At 71.3% G+C, this 24,672-nt stretch carries 25 protein-coding genes and 1 tRNA gene; 17 read left to right on the top strand and 9 right to left on the bottom strand.

The genetic code is table 11. The annotated features are described in order from the left end of the window. The 10 genes from VQ03_RS05060 to VQ03_RS05025 form a co-directional block, all read left to right on the top strand. A partial coding sequence (locus VQ03_RS05060; protein WP_048449774.1) for a penicillin-binding transpeptidase domain-containing protein occupies positions 1 to 1,670 on the top strand: 1,670 nt, incomplete at its 5' end. Between the two features lie 25 nt (positions 1,671 to 1,695). Continuing rightward, complete coding sequence (locus VQ03_RS05055) at positions 1,696 to 2,730, top strand: hypothetical protein (protein WP_048449773.1); 1,035 nt, start codon at positions 1,696 to 1,698, stop codon at positions 2,728 to 2,730. 413 nt (positions 2,731 to 3,143) lie between these two features. After that, positions 3,144 to 3,371: a hypothetical protein gene (locus VQ03_RS05050; RefSeq protein ID WP_048449772.1), complete on the top strand. Its 228-nt coding sequence runs from the start codon at positions 3,144 to 3,146 to the stop codon at positions 3,369 to 3,371. A 118-nt stretch (positions 3,372 to 3,489) separates the two neighbouring features. Further along, entirely contained in the window at positions 3,490 to 3,621 is a 132-nt protein-coding gene (locus VQ03_RS34975) for a hypothetical protein (RefSeq protein WP_280948440.1), read from the top strand. A 13-nt stretch (positions 3,622 to 3,634) separates the two neighbouring features. After that, positions 3,635 to 3,721, top strand: a complete 87-nt coding sequence (locus tag VQ03_RS35240; RefSeq protein WP_157063968.1) for a K(+)-transporting ATPase subunit F — start codon at positions 3,635 to 3,637, stop codon at positions 3,719 to 3,721. Positions 3,722 to 3,734: 13 nt separating this feature from the next. Further along, positions 3,735 to 5,450 carry a potassium-transporting ATPase subunit KdpA gene (gene kdpA / locus VQ03_RS05045; protein WP_048449771.1) on the top strand — a complete coding sequence of 572 codons (1,716 nt, stop codon included), beginning with the start codon at positions 3,735 to 3,737 and terminating at the stop codon, positions 5,448 to 5,450. 2 nt (positions 5,451 to 5,452) lie between these two features. Continuing rightward, positions 5,453 to 5,674, top strand: a complete 222-nt coding sequence (locus tag VQ03_RS05040; RefSeq protein WP_048449770.1) for a hypothetical protein — start codon at positions 5,453 to 5,455, stop codon at positions 5,672 to 5,674. A gap of 74 nt (positions 5,675 to 5,748) precedes the next feature. After that, complete coding sequence (gene kdpB, locus VQ03_RS05035; protein ID WP_048449769.1) at positions 5,749 to 7,863, top strand: potassium-transporting ATPase subunit KdpB; 2,115 nt, start codon at positions 5,749 to 5,751, stop codon at positions 7,861 to 7,863. Positions 7,864 to 7,874: 11 nt separating this feature from the next. Next, positions 7,875 to 8,489 carry a K(+)-transporting ATPase subunit C gene (locus VQ03_RS05030; protein ID WP_048449768.1) on the top strand — a complete coding sequence of 205 codons (615 nt, stop codon included), beginning with the start codon at positions 7,875 to 7,877 and terminating at the stop codon, positions 8,487 to 8,489. Positions 8,490 to 8,627: 138 nt separating this feature from the next. Next, entirely contained in the window at positions 8,628 to 8,825 is a 198-nt protein-coding gene (locus VQ03_RS05025; RefSeq protein ID WP_048449767.1) for a hypothetical protein, read from the top strand. A gap of 141 nt (positions 8,826 to 8,966) precedes the next feature. Here the strand turns inward: VQ03_RS05025 and VQ03_RS05020 are convergent. The 6 genes from VQ03_RS05020 to VQ03_RS34970 form a co-directional block, all read right to left on the bottom strand. Continuing rightward, positions 8,967 to 9,040, bottom strand: a tRNA-Gly gene (locus VQ03_RS05020). Positions 9,041 to 9,129: 89 nt separating this feature from the next. Further along, entirely contained in the window at positions 9,130 to 10,683 is a 1,554-nt protein-coding gene (locus VQ03_RS05015) for a M48 family metalloprotease (RefSeq protein ID WP_083467780.1), read from the bottom strand. A gap of 5 nt (positions 10,684 to 10,688) precedes the next feature. Further along, complete coding sequence (locus VQ03_RS05010) at positions 10,689 to 11,486, bottom strand: hypothetical protein (RefSeq protein ID WP_048449765.1); 798 nt, start codon at positions 11,484 to 11,486, stop codon at positions 10,689 to 10,691. A 1,330-nt stretch (positions 11,487 to 12,816) separates the two neighbouring features. Further along, entirely contained in the window at positions 12,817 to 13,197 is a 381-nt protein-coding gene (locus VQ03_RS05005) for a hypothetical protein (RefSeq protein WP_048449781.1), read from the bottom strand. Positions 13,198 to 13,341: 144 nt separating this feature from the next. Further along, complete coding sequence (locus VQ03_RS05000) at positions 13,342 to 14,109, bottom strand: hemerythrin domain-containing protein (RefSeq protein WP_048449764.1); 768 nt, start codon at positions 14,107 to 14,109, stop codon at positions 13,342 to 13,344. Positions 14,110 to 14,753: 644 nt separating this feature from the next. Beyond that, positions 14,754 to 14,879 carry a hypothetical protein gene (locus tag VQ03_RS34970; RefSeq protein WP_280948439.1) on the bottom strand — a complete coding sequence of 42 codons (126 nt, stop codon included), beginning with the start codon at positions 14,877 to 14,879 and terminating at the stop codon, positions 14,754 to 14,756. Between the two features lie 476 nt (positions 14,880 to 15,355). Here VQ03_RS34970 and VQ03_RS04995 point away from each other — a divergent pair, with 476 nt between their 5' ends. Further along, positions 15,356 to 15,631 (top strand): hypothetical protein, encoded by a 276-nt coding sequence (locus tag VQ03_RS04995; protein ID WP_048449763.1) that lies wholly within the window; start codon positions 15,356 to 15,358, stop codon positions 15,629 to 15,631. A 39-nt stretch (positions 15,632 to 15,670) separates the two neighbouring features. On the opposite strand, the gene VQ03_RS04990 is transcribed toward VQ03_RS04995, so the two are convergent. Then, positions 15,671 to 16,150 carry an MgtC/SapB family protein gene (locus VQ03_RS04990; RefSeq protein ID WP_048449762.1) on the bottom strand — a complete coding sequence of 160 codons (480 nt, stop codon included), beginning with the start codon at positions 16,148 to 16,150 and terminating at the stop codon, positions 15,671 to 15,673. Between the two features lie 63 nt (positions 16,151 to 16,213). Beyond that, positions 16,214 to 17,329, bottom strand: a complete 1,116-nt coding sequence (locus tag VQ03_RS04985; RefSeq protein ID WP_053078413.1) for a GGDEF domain-containing protein — start codon at positions 17,327 to 17,329, stop codon at positions 16,214 to 16,216. Between the two features lie 157 nt (positions 17,330 to 17,486). On the opposite strand from VQ03_RS04985, the gene VQ03_RS04980 reads away from it, so the two are divergent. The 5 genes from VQ03_RS04980 (at position 17,487) to VQ03_RS04960 (ending at position 22,544) form a co-directional block, all read left to right on the top strand. Next, on the top strand, positions 17,487 to 18,059 hold the full coding sequence (locus VQ03_RS04980; RefSeq protein WP_245291969.1) for a helix-turn-helix domain-containing protein: 573 nt from the start codon (positions 17,487 to 17,489) through the stop codon (positions 18,057 to 18,059). A 97-nt stretch (positions 18,060 to 18,156) separates the two neighbouring features. Next, positions 18,157 to 19,335: a methionine adenosyltransferase gene (gene metK / locus VQ03_RS04975; protein ID WP_048449760.1), complete on the top strand. Its 1,179-nt coding sequence runs from the start codon at positions 18,157 to 18,159 to the stop codon at positions 19,333 to 19,335. Positions 19,336 to 19,391: 56 nt separating this feature from the next. Beyond that, positions 19,392 to 20,093, top strand: coding sequence for a tRNA (guanine(46)-N(7))-methyltransferase TrmB (gene trmB, locus VQ03_RS04970; protein WP_048449759.1), 702 nt, complete (start codon positions 19,392 to 19,394; stop codon positions 20,091 to 20,093). A 63-nt stretch (positions 20,094 to 20,156) separates the two neighbouring features. After that, positions 20,157 to 20,570 (top strand): DUF1640 domain-containing protein, encoded by a 414-nt coding sequence (locus tag VQ03_RS32740; RefSeq protein WP_157063966.1) that lies wholly within the window; start codon positions 20,157 to 20,159, stop codon positions 20,568 to 20,570. Between the two features lie 210 nt (positions 20,571 to 20,780). Next, positions 20,781 to 22,544 (top strand): sensor histidine kinase, encoded by a 1,764-nt coding sequence (locus VQ03_RS04960; protein WP_048449758.1) that lies wholly within the window; start codon positions 20,781 to 20,783, stop codon positions 22,542 to 22,544. A 166-nt stretch (positions 22,545 to 22,710) separates the two neighbouring features. On the opposite strand, the gene VQ03_RS04955 is transcribed toward VQ03_RS04960, so the two are convergent. Further along, on the bottom strand, positions 22,711 to 23,649 hold the full coding sequence (locus VQ03_RS04955) for a hypothetical protein (RefSeq protein ID WP_048449757.1): 939 nt from the start codon (positions 23,647 to 23,649) through the stop codon (positions 22,711 to 22,713). A 353-nt stretch (positions 23,650 to 24,002) separates the two neighbouring features. On the opposite strand from VQ03_RS04955, the gene VQ03_RS04950 reads away from it, so the two are divergent. Then, entirely contained in the window at positions 24,003 to 24,602 is a 600-nt protein-coding gene (locus VQ03_RS04950; RefSeq protein ID WP_048429540.1) for a superoxide dismutase, read from the top strand. The last annotated feature ends 70 nt before the right edge of the window (positions 24,603 to 24,672 follow it).

Below are 24,672 nucleotides of genomic sequence, written 5' to 3'. Positions count from 1 at the left end.
CGCCGGAGCCCCCGCCGAAGGGAAAGAAGCCCTCGAAGCAGGCGGCCAGAGCACCGAAGCCGGCCGGCCCCAAACCCGCCTGGCAGCGGGCGCTGGAGACCGCGCGCCTGCCGCTCTACGACGTGCATTGGCCGGCCGCCATCGTGCTCTCGACCGGCGGCCAGGGCGGCGTGCGGGTCGGCCTCGCCGACGGGCGGGTCGCGAGCCTGAACCCGGGCGCGGCCCGCGGGCGGCTCAGCGCCTACGACGTCGTGCGGGTGAAGGTGTGGGAGGGCAAGGGCGCCCCCCGGGCGGATTTGCGCGTCCGCCCGCAGGTCCAGGGCGCCGTCCTCGTGCTGGAGAACCGCACCGGGCGCATCCTCGCCATGGCGGGCGGCTTCTCCTACCCGTTGAGCCAGCTCAACCGGGTGACGCAGAGCGTGCGCCAGCCCGGCTCGACGCTCAAGCCCCTCACCTATCTCGCCGCGCTCAATGCCGGCCTGCAGCCCAACACCCTGGTGATGGATGCCCGCGTGACCCTGCCGCCGATCGGCGGCGTGGGCGATTCGTGGTCGCCGAAGAACTACGAGGGCGGCGGCTCCGGCCCCACGACCCTGCGCCGCGGCCTGGAACACTCGAAGAACCTCGTCACCGCCCAGCTCCTGCGGGGCGGCATCGCCGAGAAGGCGCCGGCGAGCCTCTCGAAGGTCTGCGACATCGCACTGGAAGCCCAGCTCTACGCCGAGTGCGAGCGCTACTACCCCTTCGTGCTCGGCGCGCAGCCGGTGCGGATGATCGACCTCGCGACCTTCTACGCCGCGGTCGCCAACGAGGGCGAGCGGCCCTCGCCTTTCGGGCTCGAGAGCGTCGCGCAAGGCGACAAGGTGCTCTACCAGCACGCCGACCGGCCGCTGGCCCGCATCGGCTCCGCCGACCGGGTGGCGTTCTACCAGCTCAAGAGCCTGCTCCAGGGCGTGACCCAGCGCGGCACCGCGGCGGCGCTCGGCCGCTTCTCGCCCTACGTCGCCGGCAAGACCGGCACCTCGGAGGACGAGAACGACGCCTGGTTCGCAGGCTTCACCAACGAGATCACCATCGTGGCCTGGGTCGGCTACGACAATGCCGACGGCAAGCGCCGCACGCTGGGCCGCGGCCAGACCGGCGGCCACCTCTCGGTGCCGATCTTCTCCCAGGTGCTCCAGGCCGCCTGGGCCAACGGGGTGCCGAAGACGCCGCTCGCCGGCCCGAGCCCGGAGGCCAAGCGCCTGATCGCCGACGCGCCGATCGACTTGCGCTCCGGCAGCCGGGTCGCCGGCGGCGGCTTCATGGAGCATTTCCGTCTCTCGGTGGACGGGCGCCTCGCCGATACCCGCTTCCGCCTGGTGCCGCAGGAGCAGATCTACGCGATGCGGCCCGACAGCGAGCAGGACGGCGACGCGCTGGACGGCGATGGGATGTCCGGCCGCGCGCCCGACGAGGCGCCGGATGCCGACCGCTACGATCCGTTCGGCTCTCTCTTCGGCCGGCCGGAGCCGTCTCCCTATGCCCGACGCGCTCAGCCGGTGCCAGCGCCCGAACCGTACTGGCCCGGCGCGCGGAGCCGCTCGCCCTTCGGCGATGACGACGAATACGTCCGCCGGCCGCGCCGGCGCGACCCCGACTACCCGTTCGGCGACGACCCGACCTACTGACCCGAACCAACCAGGACGATCTCCCGTGCGTGACAGCCTGACGGCGCGCCTGCGCCTCCTTCCGCTCGCGCTCGCCGCAACCTTCGCGGCGTCGCCGGCTTTTGCCGAGTACCGGACCAAGGACGTTCCGGCGGTGACGGGCCTCGACCCGGCCGGGATCGCGCCGAACACCATCGCGTTCACCGATCACCGCGACAATCCGGCGAGCCCGGAGAGCGGCCTCGTGCCCTTCACCGAGTGGGGCAAGCGCAGCCCGGCCCAGAAGGCGCTGCTCGCCCCCCATCCGGCCTATGCCGAGCCGGACTACGTCCAGACCGTGAACGGCGTGGCGAAGCCCCGGCACGAGACGCTGAAGGTCTATGTCGCCGAGGCGCGGTTCATCGTGCCGCGGAGCGCCGACCGCATCGACCTGAAGCGCTTCGCCACGATCCCGTTCCTGTCGCGGATGGACCCGGCGATCAAGCACAAGCCCTTGAGCCCCGCGGACGCCACCCCGACCAAGGACCCGGCGGCCGCCTTCGCCCGCCGGCCCGACCGGCCCTGGTGCGAGGCGCCCGACACCACCTGCATCGAGTCGCGCTACGACCTCGAAGGCAAGCTGCCGCTCGGGGTCAAGCTCGCCAACAAGCTGGAAGACGGGGGCAAGAAGATCGCCGAATTCGTCTCGTTCCAGAGCGAGTTGCGGGTGCTGCCGCCCGACGAGGCGGGCAGGCTCGTGCAGCTCACGAAGATCGAGGCGCCGGTAGTCGGCGCGATGGAGCAGAACATTTTCTGGGTCAACCAGATCCTGCGCTTCGGCAAGTTCCTGGCGGTGCTGCAGCCGGTGGCGGGCGACCCGAACAAGACGGTGGTCACCGCCTACATGACGCTCGGCATCAAGGCCGACGTGCTCGACCGCAAGAAGGAGTACGAGCGCGTGCCGGTGCTGCGCAACCTGCTGCCGGCCCAGGTGCTGATGGGCAATTCCTCGTTCAACACCGGCACCTCGATCAGCGCCGGCCTGCCGACCTACGCCCGCAACCGCATCGCCGCCTTCGCGGACGCGCTGGCGAAGGAGTGAGCGGGCGGAGCCGCATAACGGTTCGCGCGGGGCCGGCCTTTTTCCAGAGCCTGTTTGATTGAACCGACAGAATCGAAGCACTCCATCGTCGTCCCGGGACCCCGCAGCGGAACCCGGATCCATAAACGCCGACGGATCCGAATGGAGTGGAGCGTTCGTCGCTTGATCCTGGAGCGTCAACGGCCATGGATCCCGGGCTCTCGACTTCGTCGAGCCCGGGGTGACGTCGAAAAGTGTCGGTATCGTTGCGAGATGACTGGCGGGACGATTCGGACAGATCGTCAAATATTCATCGGGATGTCCGGCAAGCTGAACCGCCCACATACGAGTCCTTGATGCGGCTCGACCGCGATCCACCTCGTTTCCCTATGCGTCGAGTGCCATCTCCTGCCGCGTCGCGACGGGAGGGATCGATGAAACGGATGGTCGGCCCGGCCGAAGCCCGGATTGCGGGTCATCACGGCCCGGCATTCACGGTCGGACAGGATGGCGACGGCCGCTGGCTCGCCGTCGCGATGCACGGATCGCAGGCCGGCGTGTTCCCCTCGCAGCACGCCGCGATGACCTATGCGGAGATGCAGACGCATCATCGCCGGGGATCGATCCGTCTCGTCCTCGCGCCGTCCGCATTCGATCGCTGACGGGGGCGCCCGCCCTTTATGCGGTCTTTATATCTTCGCGTCGGGCCACGTCTCGAATCGCTATGCCGGTCGGGTGTTCCTTGCCGCGTGAGACCGCCCCTGCGGGTGGTCCGTCCCGATGTGCTCCGACGCCCCCGGCCCGGGCCATCCGATCGCGAGAACACCAATGCTCGACGTCGTCCTCGTCGCGGCCGGCCTGGGCTTCTTCGCCCTGTCGCTCGGCTACGTCTCCCTGTGCGAACGCCTGTGAGGAGACCCGCCAGATGCTCGATTACGCACTGGGCGGCCTCATGACCCTCGGCCTGCTCGCCTACCTCACCTACGCCCTCGTCCGCCCCGAGCGGTTCTGAAGGAATCTGTCCCGTGACCCTCATCGGCTGGATCCAGATCGCGCTGTTCTGCGCGGTCGTCCTCGCCCTCGTGAAGCCGCTCGGTCTCTACATGACCCGGGTCTTCACCGGCGAGCGAACCATTCTCTCGCCCGTCCTGCGCCCGGTCGAGCGCGGGCTCTACCGCCTCGCTGGAATCGACGAAGGCCAGGAGCAGCACTGGCTCGCCTATGCGGGGGCGATGGTCGTCTTCCACGTCGCCGGCTTCCTGGTGCTCTACGGCATCCTGCGCCTGCAAGCCGTGCTGCCGCTCAATCCCGCCGACCAGGCGGCCGTGGCGCCGGACCTCGCCTTCAACACCTCGACGAGCTTCGTCACCAACACCAACTGGCAGAGCTACGGCGGCGAGAGCACGCTCTCGTACCTGTCGCAGATGCTCGGGCTGACGCACCAGAACTTCCTCTCGGCGGCGAGCGGCATGGCCGCCGCGGTGGCGCTGGTCCGCGGCTTCTCGCGCGCCTCGACGCGCACCCTGGGTTCGTTCTGGGTCGACATGACCCGGGCGGCCCTCTACGTGCTGCTGCCGCTCTGCATGGTGCTCACCCTGTTCTACGTCTGGCAGGGAATGCCGCAGACGCTCGGCGCCTACGTCGACGCGACGACGCTCGAGGGCGGGAAGCAGACCATCGCCCTCGGCCCCGTGGCGAGCCAGGTCGCGATCAAGATGCTCGGCACCAATGGCGGCGGCTTCTTCAACGCCAACGCCGCGCATCCGTTCGAGAACCCGACCGCGCTCGCGAACTTCGTCCAGATGGTGACGATCTTCGCGATCGGTGCCGCCTTCACCAACGTGTTCGGCCGCATGGTCGGGGACGAGCGGCAGGGCTGGGCGATCCTCGCCGCCATGGCCGTCCTGTTTCTCGCCGGCGTCGTCGTGACGTACTGGGCGGAAGCCGCCGGCACGCCGCTCCTGCACGCGCTCGGCCTCCAGGGCGGCAATCTCGAGGGCAAGGAGGTCCGCTTCGGCATCGTCGCCTCGGCCCTGTTCGCCGTGATCACGACGGCGGCGTCGTGCGGCGCCGTCAACGCCATGCACGATTCCTTCACGGCGCTCGGTGGCATGATCCCGCTCGTCAACATGCAGCTCGGCGAGATCATCGTCGGCGGCGTCGGCGCGGGCCTCTACGGCATGCTGATCTTCGTCGTGGTGGCGATCTTCGTCGCCGGGCTGATGGTCGGGCGCACCCCGGAATACCTCGGCAAGAAGATCGAGGCGAAGGAGGTGAAGATGGCGATGCTCGGCATCCTCTGCCTCCCGCTGATGATGCTCGGCTTCACCGCGCTCGCCGCGGTCCTGCCGGCGGGCCTCGCGGGCCCCGCCAATGCGGGTCCGCACGGCTTCTCCGAGATCCTCTACGCCTATACCTCGGCGGCGGCGAATAACGGCTCGGCCTTCGCCGGCCTGTCGGCCAACACTCTGTTCTACAACACGACGCTCGCCGTCGCGATGCTGGTCGGCCGGTTCTTCGTGAAGATCCCGGCGCTGGCCATCGCCGGCTCGCTCGCCGCCAAGAAGACGGTCCCGGCCTCCGCCGGCACCTTCCCGACCCATGGCGGGCTCTTCGTCGGCCTGCTCGTCGGCGTGATCGTGATCATCGGCGGCCTGACCTTCTTCCCGGCGCTCGCGCTCGGGCCGATCGTCGAGCACCTCGCCGGCCTGGCCGGCCAGACCTTCGCCACGGGAGGCTGACGATGGCCGATCTCGCCTCCGAGAGGAGCCCGCAGCACCGCGCGGCGCGGGCCCGGGGCCTGGCCCGCCATCGGCCCCGGCCGACCCCGGCCGACCCCCGGCCGCGCGACCGCTCCGCGATGCGCGCCACCGACATCGTCCTGGTCCTGGCCGGCCTCGGGCTCCTCGGCGCCCTCGCGATCTGGGGCTCGATCGCCCTGGCGGGTCGCGCCCTCGCGCCCTGACGCGACCGGCGGCGCCGCCAGGCCGGCGCCGCCTTCCCTCTCGATCCTCCGCCCGTTTTCCGGACACGACACCGATGGCTCACGCCTCCCAGAAATCCCTGCTCAACGCCGCCCTGATCGGGCCGGCCCTTCTCGGCGCGGTGACGAAGCTCGACCCGCGCCAGATGGTGAAGAACCCCGTGATGTTCGTGGTCGAGGTCGTGGCCGCCTTCACCACCCTGCTGTTCGTCCGCGACCTCGTCACCGGTGGCCAGGATCTCGCCTTCACCGGCCAGATCATCCTCTGGCTGTGGTTCACCGTCCTGTTCGCCAACGTCGCCGAGGCGGTGGCGGAGGGCCGCGGCAAGGCCCAGGCCGACTCGCTGCGCCGGACCCGCACCGAGACGACGGCGAAGCTCCTCACCGGCGCCGCCGCCGCGCCCGGCGGCCCGCGCGACGCCCATCGGGTCGTCCCCGGCACCGACCTCAAGGTCGGCGACGTGGTGCTGGTCGAGGCCGGCGACCTGATCCCGTCGGACGGCGAGGTGATCGAGGGCGTCGCCTCGGTCAACGAGGCGGCGATCACCGGTGAATCCGCCCCCGTCATCCGCGAATCCGGCGGCGACCGCTCGGCGGTGACCGGCGGCACGCAGGTGCTCTCCGACTGGATCCGGGTGCGGATCACCGCGGCCGCCGGCTCGACCTTCGTCGACCGGATGATCGCCCTCGTCGAGGGCGCGGCCCGGCAGAAGACCCCCAACGAGGTCGCCCTCAACATCCTCCTGTCCGGCCTTACCATCGTGTTCGTGTTCGCGGTGGGCTCGATCCCGAGCTTCGCGGCCTATGCCGGCGGCGCGATCCCGATGACGGTGCTGGTGGCGCTCTTCGTCACCCTGATCCCGACCACGATCGGGGCGCTGCTCTCGGCGATCGGCATCGCCGGCATGGACCGGCTGGTGCGCTTCAACGTGCTGGCCATGTCGGGCCGCGCGGTCGAGGCGGCGGGCGACGTCGACACGCTCCTCCTCGACAAAACCGGCACGATCACGCTCGGCAACCGCCAGGCGACCGAGTTCCGCCCGGTGCGCGGCGTCACCGCGCAGGACCTCGCCGACGCGGCCCAGCTCGCCTCCCTCGCCGACGAGACGCCGGAGGGCCGCTCGATCGTCGTGCTCGCCAAGGAATCCTACGGCATCCGCGCCCGCGACATGGCGGGCCTCAACGCCACCTTCGTGCCGTTCACCGCGCAGTCGCGGATGTCGGGGGTCGATCTCGACGGCTCGTCGATCCGGAAAGGGGCGGTCGAGGCGGTGATCGCGAGCCTGGAGGCCGCACCGGCCCTCGTCAGCGTGGGCGCCACCGCCCGGGTGCTGCAGCCCCGCCTCGACGGGGCGGCGGCCCAGGAGATCCGCGCCATCGCGGAGGAGATCGCCAAGGCCGGCGGCACGCCGCTCGCGGTCGCCCGCGACGGAAAGCTGCTCGGCATCGTGTCCCTCAAGGACATCGTGAAGGGCGGCATCCGGGAGCGCTTCGCGGAGCTGCGCCGGATGGGCATCCGCACGGTGATGATCACCGGCGACAACCCGATGACCGCCGCCGCCATCGCCGCGGAGGCCGGGGTCGACGACTTCCTCGCGCAGGCCACCCCCGAGGACAAGCTGGCGCTGATCCGCAAGGAGCAGGCGCAAGGCAAGCTCGTGGCGATGTGCGGCGACGGCACCAACGACGCCCCGGCGCTGGCCCAGGCCGATGTCGGCGTGGCGATGAACACCGGCACGGTGGCGGCCCGCGAGGCCGGCAACATGGTCGACCTCGATTCCGACCCGACCAAGCTCATCGAGATCGTCGAGATCGGCAAGCAGCTGCTGATGACCCGCGGCGCGCTCACCACCTTCTCGATCGCCAACGACGTGGCGAAGTACTTCGCCATCATCCCGGCCATGTTCCTGGCCTTCTATCCGCAGCTGCAGACGCTGAACGTGATGGGGCTGGCCTCGCCGCAGAGCGCCATCCTGTCGGCGATCATCTTCAACGCGCTGATCATCGTGGCCTTGATCCCGCTCGCGCTGAAGGGCGTGCGCTACCGCGCGGTCGGAGCGGCGGCGCTGCTGCGGCGCAACCTGCTGGTCTACGGGCTCGGCGGCATCCTGGTGCCCTTCGCCGGCATCAAGCTGATCGATCTCGCCGTCATCGCCCTGCACCTCGCCTGAGGACGACACCCATGCTCACCCACCTGCGTCCGACCCTGGTCCTCACCACCGCCCTGACGGTGGTCACCGGCCTCGCCTATCCGCTCGCCATGACGGGTCTGGCCGGCACGCTCTTCCCGGCGAAGGCCGCCGGCAGCCTCGTGGAGCGCGACGGCGTGGTCGTCGGCTCCGCCCTCATCGGCCAGAGCTTCACCGGCGAGCGCTACTTCCACGGCCGGCCCTCGGCCACGACGGCGCCCGATCCGGCCGATGCGACGAAGACCGTCGCGGCGCCCTACAACGCCGCGAATTCCGGCGGCTCCAATCTCGGGCCGACGAGCCAGGCGTTGCGTGATCGCGTCGCGGACGACCTCGCCCGGCTCAAGAGCGAGAATCCGGCCGCGCCGGTGCCGATGGACCTCGTCACCACCTCGGGCTCGGGCCTCGACCCCGACATCTCGCCGGAAGCCGCCCTGTTCCAGGCGCCCCGAATCGCCAGGACCCGCGGCCTCCCGGAGGACAGGGTCAGGGACCTTGTCGCCGCGCAGACGCAGGACCGGCTCCTCGGCATCCTGGGCGAGCCGCGCGTGAACGTGCTGGCGCTCAACCTCGCCCTCGACGCGGGCCAAGTCCGGACCGGCCGGTAACGGCCGCTCCTGGTCGCGGCAGGGATCGGGGGCCCGCAAGCCCCCTCCGCGCTACCGCAGCACGAACGCGCCCGCACAGGCACGCCAGGACGCGTCCCTCGCGGGCGTATCGTCCTTGGGTGAGTACCGGAGGCGGGCATGCGGGCCGAAGCCTGCGTCGCCGTCGATCACCGGGCGATGAGCGAGATCCGCGCCATGCCGGACGGCGCGGACGTCTCGAGGACGGAGACCACGGCGAGCCCTTCGTGGAGCAAGGCCGGCGCGAGGGCGCCGATGACCAGGAACCGGATCGTGATCTCACTCCGCCGGCGGGCGGCGCCGGATCGCGGCCGGTGACGACCTTGCCGCAGCGAAGTCCTGGGAGGCGGTGCGTCAGCGCACAGGCCCAGCCGTCTCAGCGCATCCCGAGCGCGACCGGCTGCCGGCGACCGTCGAAGGCCGGGCCCATGCCGGTCAGGTTCTGGCGGTCGGGAAAAATGGAGCGGGTGAAGGGAATCGAACCCTCGTATTCAGCTTGGAAGGCTGCTGCTCTACCATTGAGCTACACCCGCGGCGGCCGCTGAGATAGCACGGCCGATCCGGGTTGAGAAGCGGGGCGGCGGACGGTTCGGCCCGGGATTTTGCCCCGCGGTGCGCGTCCCTACTCCACCACCAGCTTGTAGGGCTGGCCCGCCCGCACCGGGACGCCCTTGTCGAGGCCATTGAGCACGTGGAAGCGTTCGAGCGGCCGGTCCACCGCCGTCATGCGTTGCGCCAGGCTCTCGGCGGTGTCGCCGGGTGCCGCGGTGACGATCTGGATGCGCAGGGGCCGGAGGCTGCGCGCCTCCTCCGGTGTCACCAGGGCGATGCTGGCGAGCCAGCGGCCGAAGGCGGGCTCCGGGTCGGTGCCGCCCTTGGCGGCCATGATCATCCGGAAGGTGTTGGTGCCGACCCGCACGGCGGCGAGGCGGAAGTACCACTCCTTGCCCTTCGACACGGCGGTGACGGCCGGGAAGCCGTTCAGCATCCGGTTCTCGAAGCTGCCGGTCTCGATCGCGTCGTTCCAGGTCGCCTTCAGCACCTCCTCGAGGCCCTGGCCGGCATTGGTCTCGACGGCGTCGAACAGGAGACGGCGGTTGCCGTCCGGCGTGGTGCCGAGCACCGCGCGGGCGGTGTTGTCGAGCCCGAACCCCTCCGGCGCCTCGAAGGCGACGCCGAGGCGCGGGTGGATGAAGCGCCGGCCGCGGATCAGCCCGTCGGCCGGGTTGTCGCCGTAGGCGATGCCGTCGATCGCCGCGAGATAGCGGTTGCGGTCGTCGACGCCGAGGCCCGGCGCACCGATGCGCCGCGCGGCCTGGGTCACCTGGGTGATGCGCTCGGGCGTGCTCGGATGGGTCGCCAGCATGTCGGGCTCGGCGTTGAGCCCGCCCCCGGCGCGGAGCGCCGTGGTGCGGTTGAGCGCGGTGAGGAAGCGCGCGGCGCCGAACGGGTCGTAGCCCGCGCGCGCCAGCGTGCGCACCCCGGTCTGGTCGGCCTCGAATTCCTGCGTGCGCGAGAAGCGGGCCAGCACGAAGCGGGACTGGTCCTGCAGCAGGGCGCCGGTCGCCGGGTCGTTGAGCACGTCGGCCACGACCTTGCTGACGAGCTCGGAGCGCAACGCCATCTCGGTGCGGGCGCTGGCGTGGCGCAGGGTCACGTGGGCGATCTCATGCGCCAGCACCGCGGCGAGTTCCGACGTGTCGTCGGCGAGCGCCAGGAGCCCGCGGGTGACGTAGAGACGGCCGGTCGGCAGCGCGAAGGCGTTGACCACGGGCGAATCGAGCAGGGTCACCGCGTAGGTCTCGTCCGGGCGCTCCGTCGCCTTGACCAGGCGGTCGGTGACGTCGCTGACGAGCCGCAGGGCGGAGGGCGCCCGGTACTCGCCGCCGAACGAGGCCACGAGCTTGGCGTGGTCGGCGTCGTTGGCCGGCCGGTCGCGCCCGGTGGTGCGCGGCGCCTCCGGCGGCACGACGGCCGCCACCGGGGCCAGCGCGCCGGTCTGGTCGGACGTGCAGGCAGCGACCAGCAGCGCCAGGACGGCCGCCGGCAAGGCCGCCGCAGGCCGCAAGGCTGCCGCAGGCCGCAAGGCCGCTGCCCCGGATCCCGGGCGTGCCGCAGGCCGGATCCGGCCCGCCGCAGGCCCGGCCGGCTGTGTTCGCGTGAAAGGCCACCCCATGGCGATCAGCGCCGCTGCGCCTGCTCCTCGTCCAGCAACTCGATCATCTCGGCCGCGCCGATATCCAGGGTCGGACCGCGCCACAGCTCGACGATGCCGCGAGCCCGCACGCGCCGCCCCCGAAGCGCGACGGAAGAGAAACCACGTTCCAGCATGATCCGCCAAGTGCGTTTCGACACCGTGACCGTTACACCGTCCGTGCCGAAAGGGGCGAAGTTGAGATAGGTCCGCCGCGGGCGCTCGCCGACGTTGCGTACTCGCCCCTCGACTACCACGAAGCGACCGACCAGCGCCGAGAGCCGCGCCACCTCGTCCGTCGGCACCGGCGGCCCTGCGGCCCAGAGCCCGCGCCCGGCGCGGCGGGCCGCATCCTCCAGGGCCAGCAGGCCCGAGCGGCACAGGCTGTCGCCCTCCCCGGCATCGACCTGGACCAGGCCGGCCGCGACGAGCCCTCCGGCGAGGTCGACCGGCTCCTCGTCCAGGGTGGCGGCGTCCAGGGTGATTCGGCCCCAGCGGTCCGGCTCCGGCGCCTCGCGGGTGGCGAGCGGGCGCCCGGCGAACCCGGCGAGCCAGGCCCGCGCCGCCTCGGCGGAGGCGGCCTCTTCGGGCCAGCGCAGGCCGTCGAGGCGGGCCCGCCGCCCGGAGGCGAGGACGAGCTCGCCCCGCGCGGCGACCGCCTCGATCCGGTCCTGCCCGGCGATTCGGCCCCGGCAGGCCGGCGGCTCGCGCCCGCGCGGGCTCGCCGCCCCCGCCGCACCGGCGAGGAGCGCGAGGCCGAGGCCCGCCGCGATCCGTGCTCTCATGGTGGATGCCCGTGGTGGAGGCCTGACCGACCGGCCATCGGCAGGTTGGCGGATGACGACCGAGATGATAAGAGGCTCGCCGTGGGTCTCCGTAGCTCAGCTGGACAGAGCACAGGTTTCCTAAACCGAATTGGGCGTCGCGCCGGGAAACCGCGCGGCGGATCCGCTCAAAGTCGGGGAAAGCGTCGAGCCGCGACAAGCTCACGCCGATCCCGAGCCAAGCCCGGCCCGCCAGGCCGGGAAGGTGTAGAGACTAGACGGGCGGCACCTAAGGGGTCTCGCAGGAACCTGCGGACCTACGGTGAAGGGATAGTCCAGACCACGAACGCCTCGCGGCGGCGGCGAAAGCCGAAGTGGTATGAAACCTGGGGTCGCAGGTTCGAGCCCTGCCGGGGACGCCACACCTCGCCAAGCCGTTGCGCTGGCCGGAAATCTCATCAGGCGTGCCGGTCGCATCAGCCTCCCGCCGTCAACCGACCCGGTTCCGGCTGCCGCACTGGTTCCTTCCGGTCGCGGGCAGGCCGCCGCCCGCGTGGACCCCGCCCCCTCGCCGCTCCATCACGGCTTCTCCCCGCCTATCCGGACCGCATCCGGCCGAAGCGTCGGCTCTCCCAGGCCCGCCCGGCCGCTCAGGAACCATCGCCGCCGCCGGCACGTTCTCGGACCAGCAGCGGATTCCCCAATCCACAGAGTGGCGCGCCCGCCGAGGTCCCAACCCTCCGGCGGGCGTTCTGCGTGTCGCGACATGGCTGCCCGACCCCGACGATGGATGGATTGTCGTTCGGCGATGGTCATCGTGGTGACGGCGGCCGCGGGAGCCTGCATGGCCGCTTCGTGCATCCGGATGCGATCACCCGGATCCGCCCTGCCCGTCGGGCCCTCCGAGCCTGCGGAGACGGCCATCGGCGCAACGATGCGGTCCTGGCCGGGCCTCCCTTGCGGGGCATCCTCCGAGGCGAGGATCCGAAGGCGTTACCCACAGCCGGAGCGGGAATGCGAGCCGATCGTCGCGGGTCCGGCGATTCAAGCTTGAGCGTGACGGCGAGTCCTCACTCCCGCCTTCTTTGCGGCGCCTCCTGCCCTCCGACCCGGCCGCCGATGCGGCCCGACATCGATCTGCGAGGCGGCATGCGTTTCATCGGCATCTTCGGGGCCCTCCTCTCCGTCGTCCTCGTCCTGACGGTCGGCGCCCTGTTCACGCTCCTGGCGGCGCCGTTCCGCGCGGCCCTGGCGCTCCGGCGGGCCTGACCTCGCCCCCGCCGCAAGGCCGGTCACGGTCCTGCGTCATCCGGCCTCGCGGATCGGGCGGAGGCGCGCCTGGGCATGGAACTCACATGGCGGCTCTGACGAACCAGATCGCGGCGGAGAGGCCCAACCCGGCAGCGCCGATGAACCCGACATACAGGGCCAGCGTCGGATCGACGTGCCGGTGGGCATAGCCCGGCTTGCGGGGAGACAGGCGCCAGCGCTCCTTGATCTCGGCGAAGCGGGCCCGGGCGATATCCTTCGGCGACAGGGCGTTGCCGCCCGCCTCCTCGCAGGTCCCGAGCATCGCCATGCCGGGATCGAACACCTCGACCTTGTCGCCGCTGCGACCGGAATCGATGTCGCCCTTGAGCATCGCCGTGTTGGGCTTCGGGGCATCGACCGGTGCCGGTTCGTCGGCGCGCTGCGCCGACAGGTGTGGGGGAACGTCGGTGTCGTAGCTCATGGCCATGGCCCTCGGCTTGATCGGGTGTCCTGCGACGACGTCCGTCGCAGGACGAAGTTCGGGGCGAGATCGCCCGCGCCCTGCGGCACGACGACCTGCGGGTCGTCGTGCCTCGTCCGACCGCGCGGCGATCGACCCGATGCGTCAGCGGGTGATCCTCTTCGGCGAGATCGGGTCGCTCGCGGGAAACGTCTCCTCGATCGCCTCGTCCAGCAGACGGTCCTGCCGCGCGCGCAGGTTTTCTCCGGGCACGCGCTGGCCGGGCGCGGAACTCGCGGCGCGATCGGACCGGGGCTGCCCTCGGCTCAGGTCGTGATCGTCGCGTCCGCGCTCAGCCCCTGCGGCGCCCCGCAGAAGACCGGAACGCCAGGCCAGCCACGCGGCGCCGGCCGCGACGAGGCCGACGGTCACCGCGAGGGCGAGCTCGCCCGATCCGGCCGCGGCGCCCGGGCCCCGCCCGTCGGCGCGCAGCGCCCGCCCCTTCGCGCGGACGAACGCCGTCGTCGCCTCGTCGATGTCCTGGTCCGAGAGGAGACGGCGGGCCAGGGGCAGGAGCTCGTGGCCGTGCCGGTGCAGGTGCTGGTCCACCAGGTAGGTCACGTCCTCGAACCGGTCGAGCCAGCCGGCCACCCGGCCGGGGTTCGACTGCGCGAGCGCATCGAGCTGCGCCGCGGCCTGCCGGTGCTCGCGCCGCAGCTCGCCGACCAAGGCCCGGCCCTCCTCATGCCGCTCGAGCAAAGTCATCAGGCCGGCATCTACCGCAACGGCATGGACGTGCAGCTCGTCGATGAGATCGGACAGTAGCCGCTCCCGGCTTCTCACCACACCGGGACCGTTGAGCGCGTTCGGGATCTCGCGGATGAGCTGAGTGATGTTCGCATGGTCGCGGTCAATCAGTCGCCAGATATCCATTCTTGGCCGCCTTTCATTGATGCCTCCCAACTCACGACGATCTCTGGCCGTTCCCCATTCTTCCTGCCGGACATTCGGCGACGGGTCGTATCGCCGACGCGGCCCGCCACCCCGCGAGCGCGGAGATTTCGCACCGCGAGAAGAGGGCTTCTCGCTGTTCCGGCCTCGCGCCGACGCGCATCATCGGATCGACTCGAGCCGATCGACAGATCTTGCCTTCGGCGCCATCGACCGCGCCTCGTGCCGGGGCCCCTCGGAACCGGAGGACGTTCCCACGCGAAGAACCTCCGTGCTCAGTGCCGCGGTGATCGTGCTCGCCGGCGCAGGTCCGGCGACCTCGGCCGGCGGAGGCGAAGGCCGCTCGGCCAGCCGGCCCCGTCCCCGAGATCTGCCCGCCGGGCAGCCCGTCAGCTCCCTCCTCCCCCGTCCGGCCGCGCGCCCTCGTCCTGTCGCGCGGCATCCGGCAGGTCGGACGTGACCGCACCGTCCGGAGCGATCTCGGCCCCGGCCGGAGGCGGTCCGATCGCGGTCGGGTCCGCCCCGCGCGACGGCTGGACGACGGGCCTTTCATCGGCCGGCCTCCGGCCCCCCTGTCTCTGGTCCTCACGGGACATCGTCACCTCCGTCGATGCATGACCTCGCCGTCAATGTGGCGTGAACAGGGCTGCATAGCCGACGAGGGCGATCACCAGCGCGATGAGCGCCAACCCCAGCAAAGCGGGCCGCACGCGGTTCGTGGTGCGCTCGGGCTTGTCGCTCGGTAGAGCCATGGCACGTCCGTCTCCTGTCGCCGCCAGGGGCCAACGCACATACTCCCCATGAGTTCTATGGAGGGGGCGGGAACGGTCCTGGCGGGCACGCATTGGTCCGAGGCGAGACGCTCTCATCTCGCGATCTCCTCGGCGATGAGGCGTCCGCCCCGGTCCGAACCCTTTGCGGACGCCTCACCTTTCCAAAATGAATTCGGAACGATGCAGCGCAGCATGAGTTGTTGCAGTGCAGCATCCCGGGACGCCCGTGGTGCTGCTGCCCTCCTTGGGCGTTTCCTCCCTGACTGAGGCCGCTCGCGAGGGCGGCTTCTTTTTTGCCGGGAGGCGGGCCGGTCCGTCCGAGGCGTCGGGTGGGCCGGAGGTACGATGGGGTCGCGTCGCGAGATCGCGGTACCCGGCGACCCGATTTCGCGGTATGGGCTGCGACGCTCGACCGGCTTCGGCCGGCCCCTTCTCCCGCGATCGATCCCGGCATCATGGTGCAAGACGGTATCCCGCCCCAGGCCTCTCACCTCCAGGTCGACCTGGAGGAGGTCGCACCGGGCGAGTTCATCATCGCGATCGTCTGGCGGGAGAAGAAGCTCGGATCGCTGTATCTGAGGGGCGACCGGCGTTACGCCACCGCCTTCCTCGAAGCGGCTCGCCAGCGCATCGTGCTGGCGATCGCCGGCGACGGGCCGGCCGACATCGACAGGCAGGTGCAGCGCGAGCTGATCGACCTGAGCCGCACCCTGCAGAAGCCGAGCGGCTGACCGCAGGCCTTGGGCGCAGGCGCGGCCGGGCCGGCGCCCTCATCCGGCATCGGCGTCGGCATCCCCTGGCGGCCTGCCGCCCTTGCGCCTGTTCAGCCGTTCCTCGATGGCCCGGTCGATGATGCCGCCGACCAGCAGGATCGCGAGGAAGAAGCCCGTGCCGAGCGCCAGCGGGCGATAGGCTCCGAGGCCGCAGACGATGCCGAGCGCTGCCGTGACCCAGATCGCCGCGGCGGTGGTGAGGCCGTGGACCCGGTTGCCGGCGCCCTTCAGGATCACGCCGGCGCCGAGGAAGCCGATCCCCGTGATGGTCCCCTGGATCGCCCGGCTGGCATTCGCGTCGGTGTCCTCGCCGGAGAAGCCGGCCCCGGCCATGGTCACCAGGGCCGCGCCGAGGGCCACCAGGCCCAGGGTCCGCACGCCGACAGGCTTCGCGTGCATCTCGCGGTTGATGCCGACCAGGCCCCCGGCGAGAACCGCGGCGCCGAGGCGCAGGAAAATGTCGGTGGTCGAGAGCATCGCCCTAAATGCGCGGCACCGTTGCAGGACCGACGAGAGGACCCGGACGGGACACCACGATCCTCACGCGGCCCTGTCCCGGCCCGTCTGCTTGGCATGGTAGAGGGCAGCGTCAGCCCGCGCCATCGTCTCTGCGAGCGCGCGATCCTCCGGGCGACTCATGGCCACACCGAGGCTCACCGTCCAGTCGGGGAGACCCGGCACCGCACGGGACGCCGCCCTCACCCCCTCGGCGAGAGCCTGCGCCTGCGGCAGCGCCGTGCCGCGCAGAACGATCGCGAACTCGTCGCCGCCGAGCCGGACCACGAGGTCGCGCGACGAGGGCAGCCGAGCCGTGACGGCAGCCACCAGCGCCTTGAGCACCGCGTCGCCGACGGCATGGCCATGGCCGTCATTGAGCGTCTTGAAGTGGTCGACGTCGATCAGGATCACCGCCGTGCCGACCGGCGGGGCGCCCGGCAGGCGCGCCGCGAGCCCGGCCCGGTTCAGGGCGCCGGTCAACGGATCCCGCTCCGCGAGGAGGCGCAGCCGCGCCTGCGCCCGCTCACCCGGCATCGCCAGGAGACCGAGATAGAGGACCCCGAGCAGGAGCTGGTCGGAGAGCATCGGCAACAGGGCGGCGAGCTTGATCGAGCCGATCCCCGTCGCCTCGAAGAAGAGGCCCGCCGCGTAGGAGGGAAGGTAGCCGAACAGGGCCACCGCGGCGATGCGCCGCCCCAGGCTCGGGGCGTGGGAGCGGCCGAGGAACAGGAGGCCGCCGACGATGGCGGTGTTGACGGCGGTCAGCGCCGTGCCGAGCAGCCGGCAGGGCCACGCCCCGGCATCGCCGGGAGACAGGCCGAGGAACAGGAGCGGCAGGGCATAGGCGAGGCCCGGCGAGAGCCCCAGGGCCCAGAGCCGGAGCGGGACCCCGCGCCCCACCTCGAATCGCCGGACGCCGTCGAGAAGGAGCGTGATGGTCGCACCCAGAGCGGCAAAGAGCGCGGCCGTCACGAGGGGGTGAGAGTCCACGGAAAAGCAGATCAGGATCACTGCGTAGCCGCCGGCGCTCGCCGCCCAGCATGGCCAATGCGTCTCGCCCCGGCGTCCGGCACACAGTACCAGGAACACCGCCGCGAAGGCGCTGGTGGCGAGGACGCTGCACAGGCGCAGGGTCGTGATGTCCGGCAGAGGCAGCATCGGCGCGGTGGATCGGCAAGCGGGATCGACTCCGGCAGGAGCGCAGGAGCGAACACGGTCCACTTTCCCGACCATTCGTTAAGGCCGGGTGGGACCCGCAGCGGCAGTGACGAGACCGGCGGTGCCGCGCGGTCCGGCGCACGCTGCGTCATCCGCTATGACGAATGAAGCGTTCGCCCAAAGCGCGGGCATTTACGTGATGTCAACCATCGGGAATCAACAATCCCCCGTCGCCTTCCACGCCGCGGCGCGACGCGCGGGCAGACCTGCGAGCCGGGAGATGGCCGGGAAACCTGCGGACCAACGGGACGTCCATATCGGCAGCCTCATCGAGGAGCGGCGCCTGCGCGCCGGCCTCAGCCGGGAGGCCCTGGCCGGCCCTCTCGAGGTCTCGCTCTCGCAACTCGGCAAATACCTGAAGGGCGCCAACCGCCTGAGCGCGACCGACCTCGACACGCTCGCGCGGGTCCTCGGCGTGCCGGTGGGCTTCTTCTTCGAGGGCATGCCGGGCCGGGACCTGCCGCAGCCGGGGCTGAGCGACCGGCCGCAGGCGCGGCTGGAGGCGCTGTCGGGCTGGACCGGCTTCGCCGAGGCCGTGGCGCGGGCCGCCGACACCCATCTCGACGAGGATCGCCGCCAGGCGCTGGGCAGTCTCGTGCGCGCCGTCGACCATGCGCTCTCCGGGCAACAATCGTTCGATAAAGCGAACGACTCCGGTCCTTCAGATTGACGTTCGGGATTCCGGCTGCCAGAACCCCGCCATCGAAGTGTCGGGCAACCTCGGCCGGTGTGCCGCGCTCGACGGGATCCTGGGGGCTTCGCAAGCTATGCCGCGTTCCAACTACCTGTTCACCAGCGAGTCGGTGTCCGAAGGTCATCCGGACAAGGTCTGCGACCGCATCTCCGACACCGTGGTCGATGCCTATCTCGCCGTGATGCCGGAGGCCCGCCTCGGCGTCGAGACCCTGGCGACCACCAACCGCATCGTGATCGCGGGCGAGGTGCGCGGCCCCGATTCGGTCACCTTCAAGAACCTCGAGGAGCTGACCCGCGAAGCCGTCAAGGACATCGGCTACGAGCAGGACGGCTTCCACTGGAAGAACAACGACGTCGCCATCCACCTGCACGCCCAGTCCGCCGACATCGCCGTCGGCGTCGACGCCGCGGGCAACAAGGACGAGGGCGCGGGCGACCAGGGCATCATGTTCGGCTACGCGTCCGACGAGACGCCCGCCCTGATGCCGGCGCCGATCTACTACGCCCACAAGATCCTCAAGGATCTGGCCGATGCCCGCAAGGGCAAGGTCGGCGCGGCCGCCAAGCTCGGGCCGGACGCCAAGAGCCAGGTGACCGTGCGCTACGTCGACGGCCGCCCGGTCGAGGCGACCCAGATCGTGCTCTCGACCCAGCACCTCGACGAGTCGCTCGACTCTGCGGCCGTGCGCGAGATCGTCGAGCCCTACATCCGGGCGGCTCTGCCCGAGTCCTGGGTCACCGACCAGACGGTGTGGCACGTCAACCCGACCGGCAAGTTCGTGATCGGCGGCCCCGACGGCGATTGCGGTCTCACCGGGCGCAAGATCATCGTCGACACCTACGGTGGCGCGGCGCCCCACGGCGGCGGCGCCTTCTCGGGCAAGGACCCGACCAAGGTCGACCGCTCGGCGGCCTACGCGGCCCGCTACCTCGCCAAGAACGTCGTCGCCGCCGGCCTCGCCCGCAAGGCCACGATCCAGCTCGCCTACGCCATCGGCGTCGCCAAGCCGCTGTCGATCTACGTCGACCTGCACGGCACCGGCGAGGTGGACGAGGCGAAGCTCGAGGCGGTCCTCGGCCAGCTCGTCGACCTGTCGCCCCGCGGCATCCGCACCCATCTCGGCCTCAACAAGCCGATCTACGCCCGCACCTCGGCCTACGGCCATTTCGGCCGCGAGCCGGACGCGGATGGCGGCTTCTCGTGGGAGCGGACCGACCTCGTCGGCCAGCTCAAGAGCGCCCTGGCCTGATCCCGTGCCCCGGTGCTAACGGGACGCGAACACGCCCCTCTTCGCACCGGGACATCATGGACGACCACGACACCGACGCAGGGCCCGAGCGGGCCCGCGCCTTCTACGGCCGGCGCAAGGGCAAGCGCCTGCGCCCCGGCCAGGAGGAACGCCTGGCCGGCCTGCTGCCTCGCCTGCGCCTGCCCGAGAGCGGCCGCCTCGATCCGGCTTCCGTCTTTCCCCGCCCGGTCGCCGAGACCTGGCTCGAGATCGGCTTCGGCGGCGGTGAGCACCTCGCCGCGCAGGCCCGGCTCAATCCCGGCACCGGCATCATCGGCTGCGAGCCCTTCGTCAACGGCGTGGTGAAGCTGCTGCGCACCCTCGACGACGAGGCGATCGACACCGTCCGCCTCTGGGACCGGGACGCGATGGAGCTGCTGCCGCGCCTGCCCGATGCCAGCATCGGGCGCGTGTTCCTGCTCTATCCCGACCCCTGGCCGAAGCGCCGGCAGCGCAAGCGCCGCTTCGTCTCGGCCGAAGCCTTGAGCGAGATCGCCCGGGTGCTCGTGCCCGGCGGCGAGTTCCGCTTCGCCTCCGACATCGACGACTACGTCGGCTGGACCCTGGTCCGCGCCGCCCGCTGCCCATCCTTGCGCTGGACCGCGACGCGCTCCGCCGACTGGACCACGCCCTGGCCGGAATGGCCCGGCACCCGCTACGAGGCCAAGACCACCGCCGAGGGGCGAAAGCCGACCTACCTGACCTTCGAGCGGGTGTAGGGGCGCAGAGGACAACCTGCGGGCTCCTGTCGCGTCACCCCGACGCATGCTAGGCTGGAGGCCATGACCGCGGTCGCCTTCGACACCCTGAAATTCGCCCGCGCCCTCCGGGAGCGGGCCCACCTCTCCACCGAGCAGGCCGAGGGCCTGTCCGAGGTGTTCGCCGAGGCCGTCCAGGGCGGCCTGCCGACCCGCGCCGACCTGCAGAGCCTCGAAGCGTCGGTCAAGGCCGAGTTCGTGGCCGTCCGGTCCGAGATCGCAGCCTTCCAATCCGAGACCAGGGCCGAGTTTGCGGCCTTCAAGGTCGAGACCAGGAACGAGTTCGCCACCGTCCGGTCGGAAATGAAGACGGAATTCGCCGCCGTCCGGTCGGAGATGAAGCTTCTCGAGCAGCGGATGACGATCAAGCTCGGCGCCATGCTGGTGGCGCTCGGCGGCATCCTGATCGCGGCCATCCGCTATATGCCGGCCCGCTGAGGCCGGGGCTCGCGCCATCCCGTCCAGGACGTGCCCCGGCGCACCGCGCGCGGGGCGCGGACGGGCGACCTTGCCGCCGGACGCGCGGAGAGGCATGGTTTTCCCGCGGAACCGCCAAGCCGGGCCGGGCGGGGCATGTCGGCTCGGGACGTCGCGCGGGGAAGCGGGAGCCCCGTCCTCCGTCACCCCGTTCACCAGGATTGCGCCGCATTGGACCAGAGGCCCGACGCCGCCGCCGGCCGACCGGACGAGCTTTTCCCCCGTTTCGCCTTCGAGGGCGCGCCGGTCGGCTTGGCCTGCCTGAGCGGGCCGGACCAGCGCATCCTCGCCGCCAACCCGGCCCTGGCTGCGCTGCTCGGCACGGATGCGGGCGCCCTGGTCGGCCGGTGCCTCGCCGACCTCGACCATCCGCAGGGTTCCGTGACCCGGGACCGCGCGGGCGAGACCTGGTGGCGCCGGGCCGACGGGTCGCCGGTCCGGGTGCGGCTCCGGGCAGGGCCGGAACGGGACGGGTGCCGGACCGTCGCGGTCGAGGCCGTCGCGGACGGGGCCGCCGCCCGGGCCGAGCAGACCCATCTGGCGCTCGCCTCCGCCGGCCTCGGCGAATGGAGCTGGAGCGCGGACGACGATCGCGTCACCCTGTCGGACCGGGCCGCCGCGATCCTGGGCTATCCGGCCGGCGCGACGCCGAACTGGGCCGAGTTGCAGGAGATGGTCGCCCGCGACGACCTCGACCGGATGCGGGCCACGGTGCAGGATGCCGTGGCCAAGGCGATCCCCTACGCGGTCGAGATGCGCGTCCGCCGGGCGAATGACGGCCAGGAGGCCTGGATCTCCGCCCGCGGCCAGGCGACCCTGTCACCCGACGGGACACCCACCGGCATGATCGGCGTGCTCCAGGACGTGACCGCCCGCGAGGAGGCGCGGCGCGCCCTCCACGACCGCGAGCAGAGGCTGCGGGTCGCGACGACGGTGGCGGCCCTCGGCATCTTCGAATGGCATGTGCTCGACGACCAGTCGCTCTGGGAGAACGAGCGCATGTGGGAGATCTTCGGCCGCCGGCCGCAGGACGGCACCATCAGCATGCGCGAGTTCTTCCGCATGGTGGTCCACCCGGAGGACAAGGTGTCGTTCCGCCGGTCGGTGGCCGCGGCGCTCCACGGCGACGGGGTGCTGCACGCGACGACGCGCATCCGACGCCCGGACGAGGGCGGCGGGAAGGTCTGGCGCACGATCGAGATGGCCGGCCGCTTCGAGCGCGACGGACCGGCCGGTCTGCCGCGGCGCCTGATCGGCGTCGTCGCCGACATCACCGACCGGCGGCTGGCCGAGGAGCGCCAGTCGCTGCTGATCCGCGAGCTGCACCACCGGGTGAAGAACACGCTCGCCACCGTGCAGGCGATCGTCGGCTCGACCGCCCGCACGGCGTCGAGCATCGACAGCTTCTACGAGGCCTTCGTCGGCCGCATCATGTCGCTGGCCCACACCCATTCGGTGCTGACCGAGGACGTGTGGCAGACCGCCTCCCTGCGCGGGCTCCTGGAGAACGAGCTGCGCCCCTATGCCGACGGCGAGATGCGGCCCGGCACCGGCGGTCGCATCGAGCTCGACGGGCCGGCGGTCGACCTGCCTTCCGAGATCGCGGTGCCGATCGGCATGGCGATCCACGAGCTGACCACCAACGCCGCCAAGTACGGGGCGCTCTCGAACCGGGCCGGCCGGGTGCAGATCCGCTGGCGCCTCGAGCCCGGCCCGGGCCGGCCGCGCCTACGGTTTCACTGGCGGGAATCCGGCGGTCCCGCAGTGGCGCCGCCGACCCGTCAGGGCTTCGGCTCGCGCCTGCTGCAACGGGTGCTCACCGCCCAGGTCCAGGCCGAGGTCGCCACCGACTACGCGCCCGGCGGCCTCACCCTGACCATGCTGGCGCCGCTGCCGGCACGCAACGCCGCGCTCAACCCCCTGGCGGCCCTGTAGGACCGCGGCGCCTTCGCATCGACCTGTCGGTACGATGGCGCGACGGCCTCAGCAGACTTGCGTTGGCAAGCCAACGCTTCGTCCGCTCAGGTTCTTGTTCGGTCGCAGATCTTTGTCGCAAAACCGGCGACCACTTTTGCAAAATCTGCGTAGCCCTCGGGCCCGCTCAGGCGCTGCGGGCCGCGCCCTCGCCGCCGGCGCTGCGGAAGACCTTCAGCTCCTCGATCGACGCGAAATGGAAACGTCCGGCCGGCGTGTCGGCATCGATCGTGCCGTCGGCATACATCGTGTACGTATTCCCGCCGGAATCGTAGGTGCCGATCACCGTCTTGCCGGGCGGCTCCTCGAAACGGTCGTCTTGGGGAATGTCCCCTCGCGAGGGTTCCTGGTGCGGGAATTCCTCTGGCCGGGCGGCCTCCTCCCGTTCGGACGTCTCGACGACCGGCTCGGGGGCAGGCGGAGGCTCCGCGGCCGGAGGGGCGGACGGCGCGTCCTCGCGCATCCCGGCGGCCATCGGCCGGACTTCCCCGGCGGGCGGTGCGGGCTCGTGCGGAGGGCGGTCCTGCAGCGGGGGCTCTTGCAGCGGAGGATCTTGCAGCGAGGGATCTTGCGGCAAAGGTGCCTGCGGCGACGGCTCATGGCTCGGCAGGTCCGGATCCTCGGCCCGGGTCAGGCGCAGCTCGCTCGCCGCGAGGCCGGCCGCCGCCACGGCAGCGCCGGCCGCGAGCGCCGCCCCGCCGTCGAGGCCCGTCGGCTCCGCCGGGCGCGGCTCGTGCGCGAGCGGGGGCGCGGCCGGGAACGGGATCGGCGGCAGGACCGGCTCGCTGCGAGCGGCCCGGACCGGCGCGATGCCGGGCGCGGCCGCGGCAGGCTCCGCAATGGCTTGCGGGGTCGAGGCGCGCTCGACCAGGGCGCGCTCGATGCGCGCGAGCCGGGCGACCGCGGCGGTGATCCCGAGCAGCACGGCCCCGCCGCTGGCCCCGACGGTCCCGGCGATCACCATCGTCCAGCCGACCTCGAGCCGCACGAAGGGGATGCCCTGGATCATCGCGGCGAGACCGCCGATCAGCATCAGGAGGGCGAGCACGGACAACGCGACGATCATCGGATTCTCGGACTGGCGGCACGAGGCAGGCGGCTTGAGCAGCCGAACGGGCGGTCTGGGGCCGCCGCCCCGCCCGCCCGCGACGGCCCAGACTTAAAGGCGCCGGCCGCTTTTGCAAAATCGCCGCGCTTGAATTTTCGGGGGTCTTCGCACTTCCCCCTCGAAGGCCGGGTCTCCCGGCCTCCAGGACCCGCGCGCAGAGAAGGACCCGCGCGCAAAGATCGGAATGACCGGAGACCCGATGGGCCGGCGGCGTTGCCGCGGGCGCAGGGCCGACTTAGGTAGACGCGGGTGCCGCGGCGGCGCCTCCCCGGAACCGCCGCGCCAAACCCGTGCGATCCGGAGACACGCCGATGGCCTTCACGCTGCCCGAACTCCCCTACGCCTACGACGCGCTGCAGCCCTACATGTCGAAGGAGACCCTGGAGTTCCACCACGACAAGCACCACAAGGCGTATGTCGACACCGGCAACAAGCTCCTCGAGGGTTCGGAGCTCGCCGGCAAGAGCGTCGAGGAGGTGGTGAAGGCCTCCTACGGCCAGAACCAGCCGCTGTTCAACAACGCCGGCCAGCACTACAACCACATCCACTTCTGGCAGTGGATGAAGCCGAATGGCGGCGGCGCGATCCCGGGTGCGCTGGAGAAGAAGATCGCCGAGGATCTCGGCGGCACCGACAAGTTCAAGGCCGACTTCATCCAGGCCGGCGTGTCGCAATTCGGCTCCGGCTGGGCCTGGCTCGCCGTGAAGAACGGCAAGCTCGAGATCATGAAGACCCCCAACGGCGAGAACCCGCTGGTGCACGGCGCCAAGCCGATCCTCGGCGTCGACGTGTGGGAGCACTCCTACTACATCGACTACCGCAACCGCCGTCCCGACTACCTCAAGGCGTTCATCGAGAACCTGGTGAACTGGGAGCACGTCGAGAAGATGTACGGCGAGGCGATCGCCTGATCGGCGCTGGATAGCAAGACTATCGCGCTGATGCATCGATAGGTCGATGCATCAGCGTTCGGCGCATCAG

The sequence above is a fragment of the Methylobacterium tarhaniae genome, assembly GCF_001043955.1.
Taxonomy (GTDB): domain Bacteria; phylum Pseudomonadota; class Alphaproteobacteria; order Rhizobiales; family Beijerinckiaceae; genus Methylobacterium; species Methylobacterium tarhaniae.
This window is presented reverse-complemented; position numbering and strand designations above follow the sequence as displayed.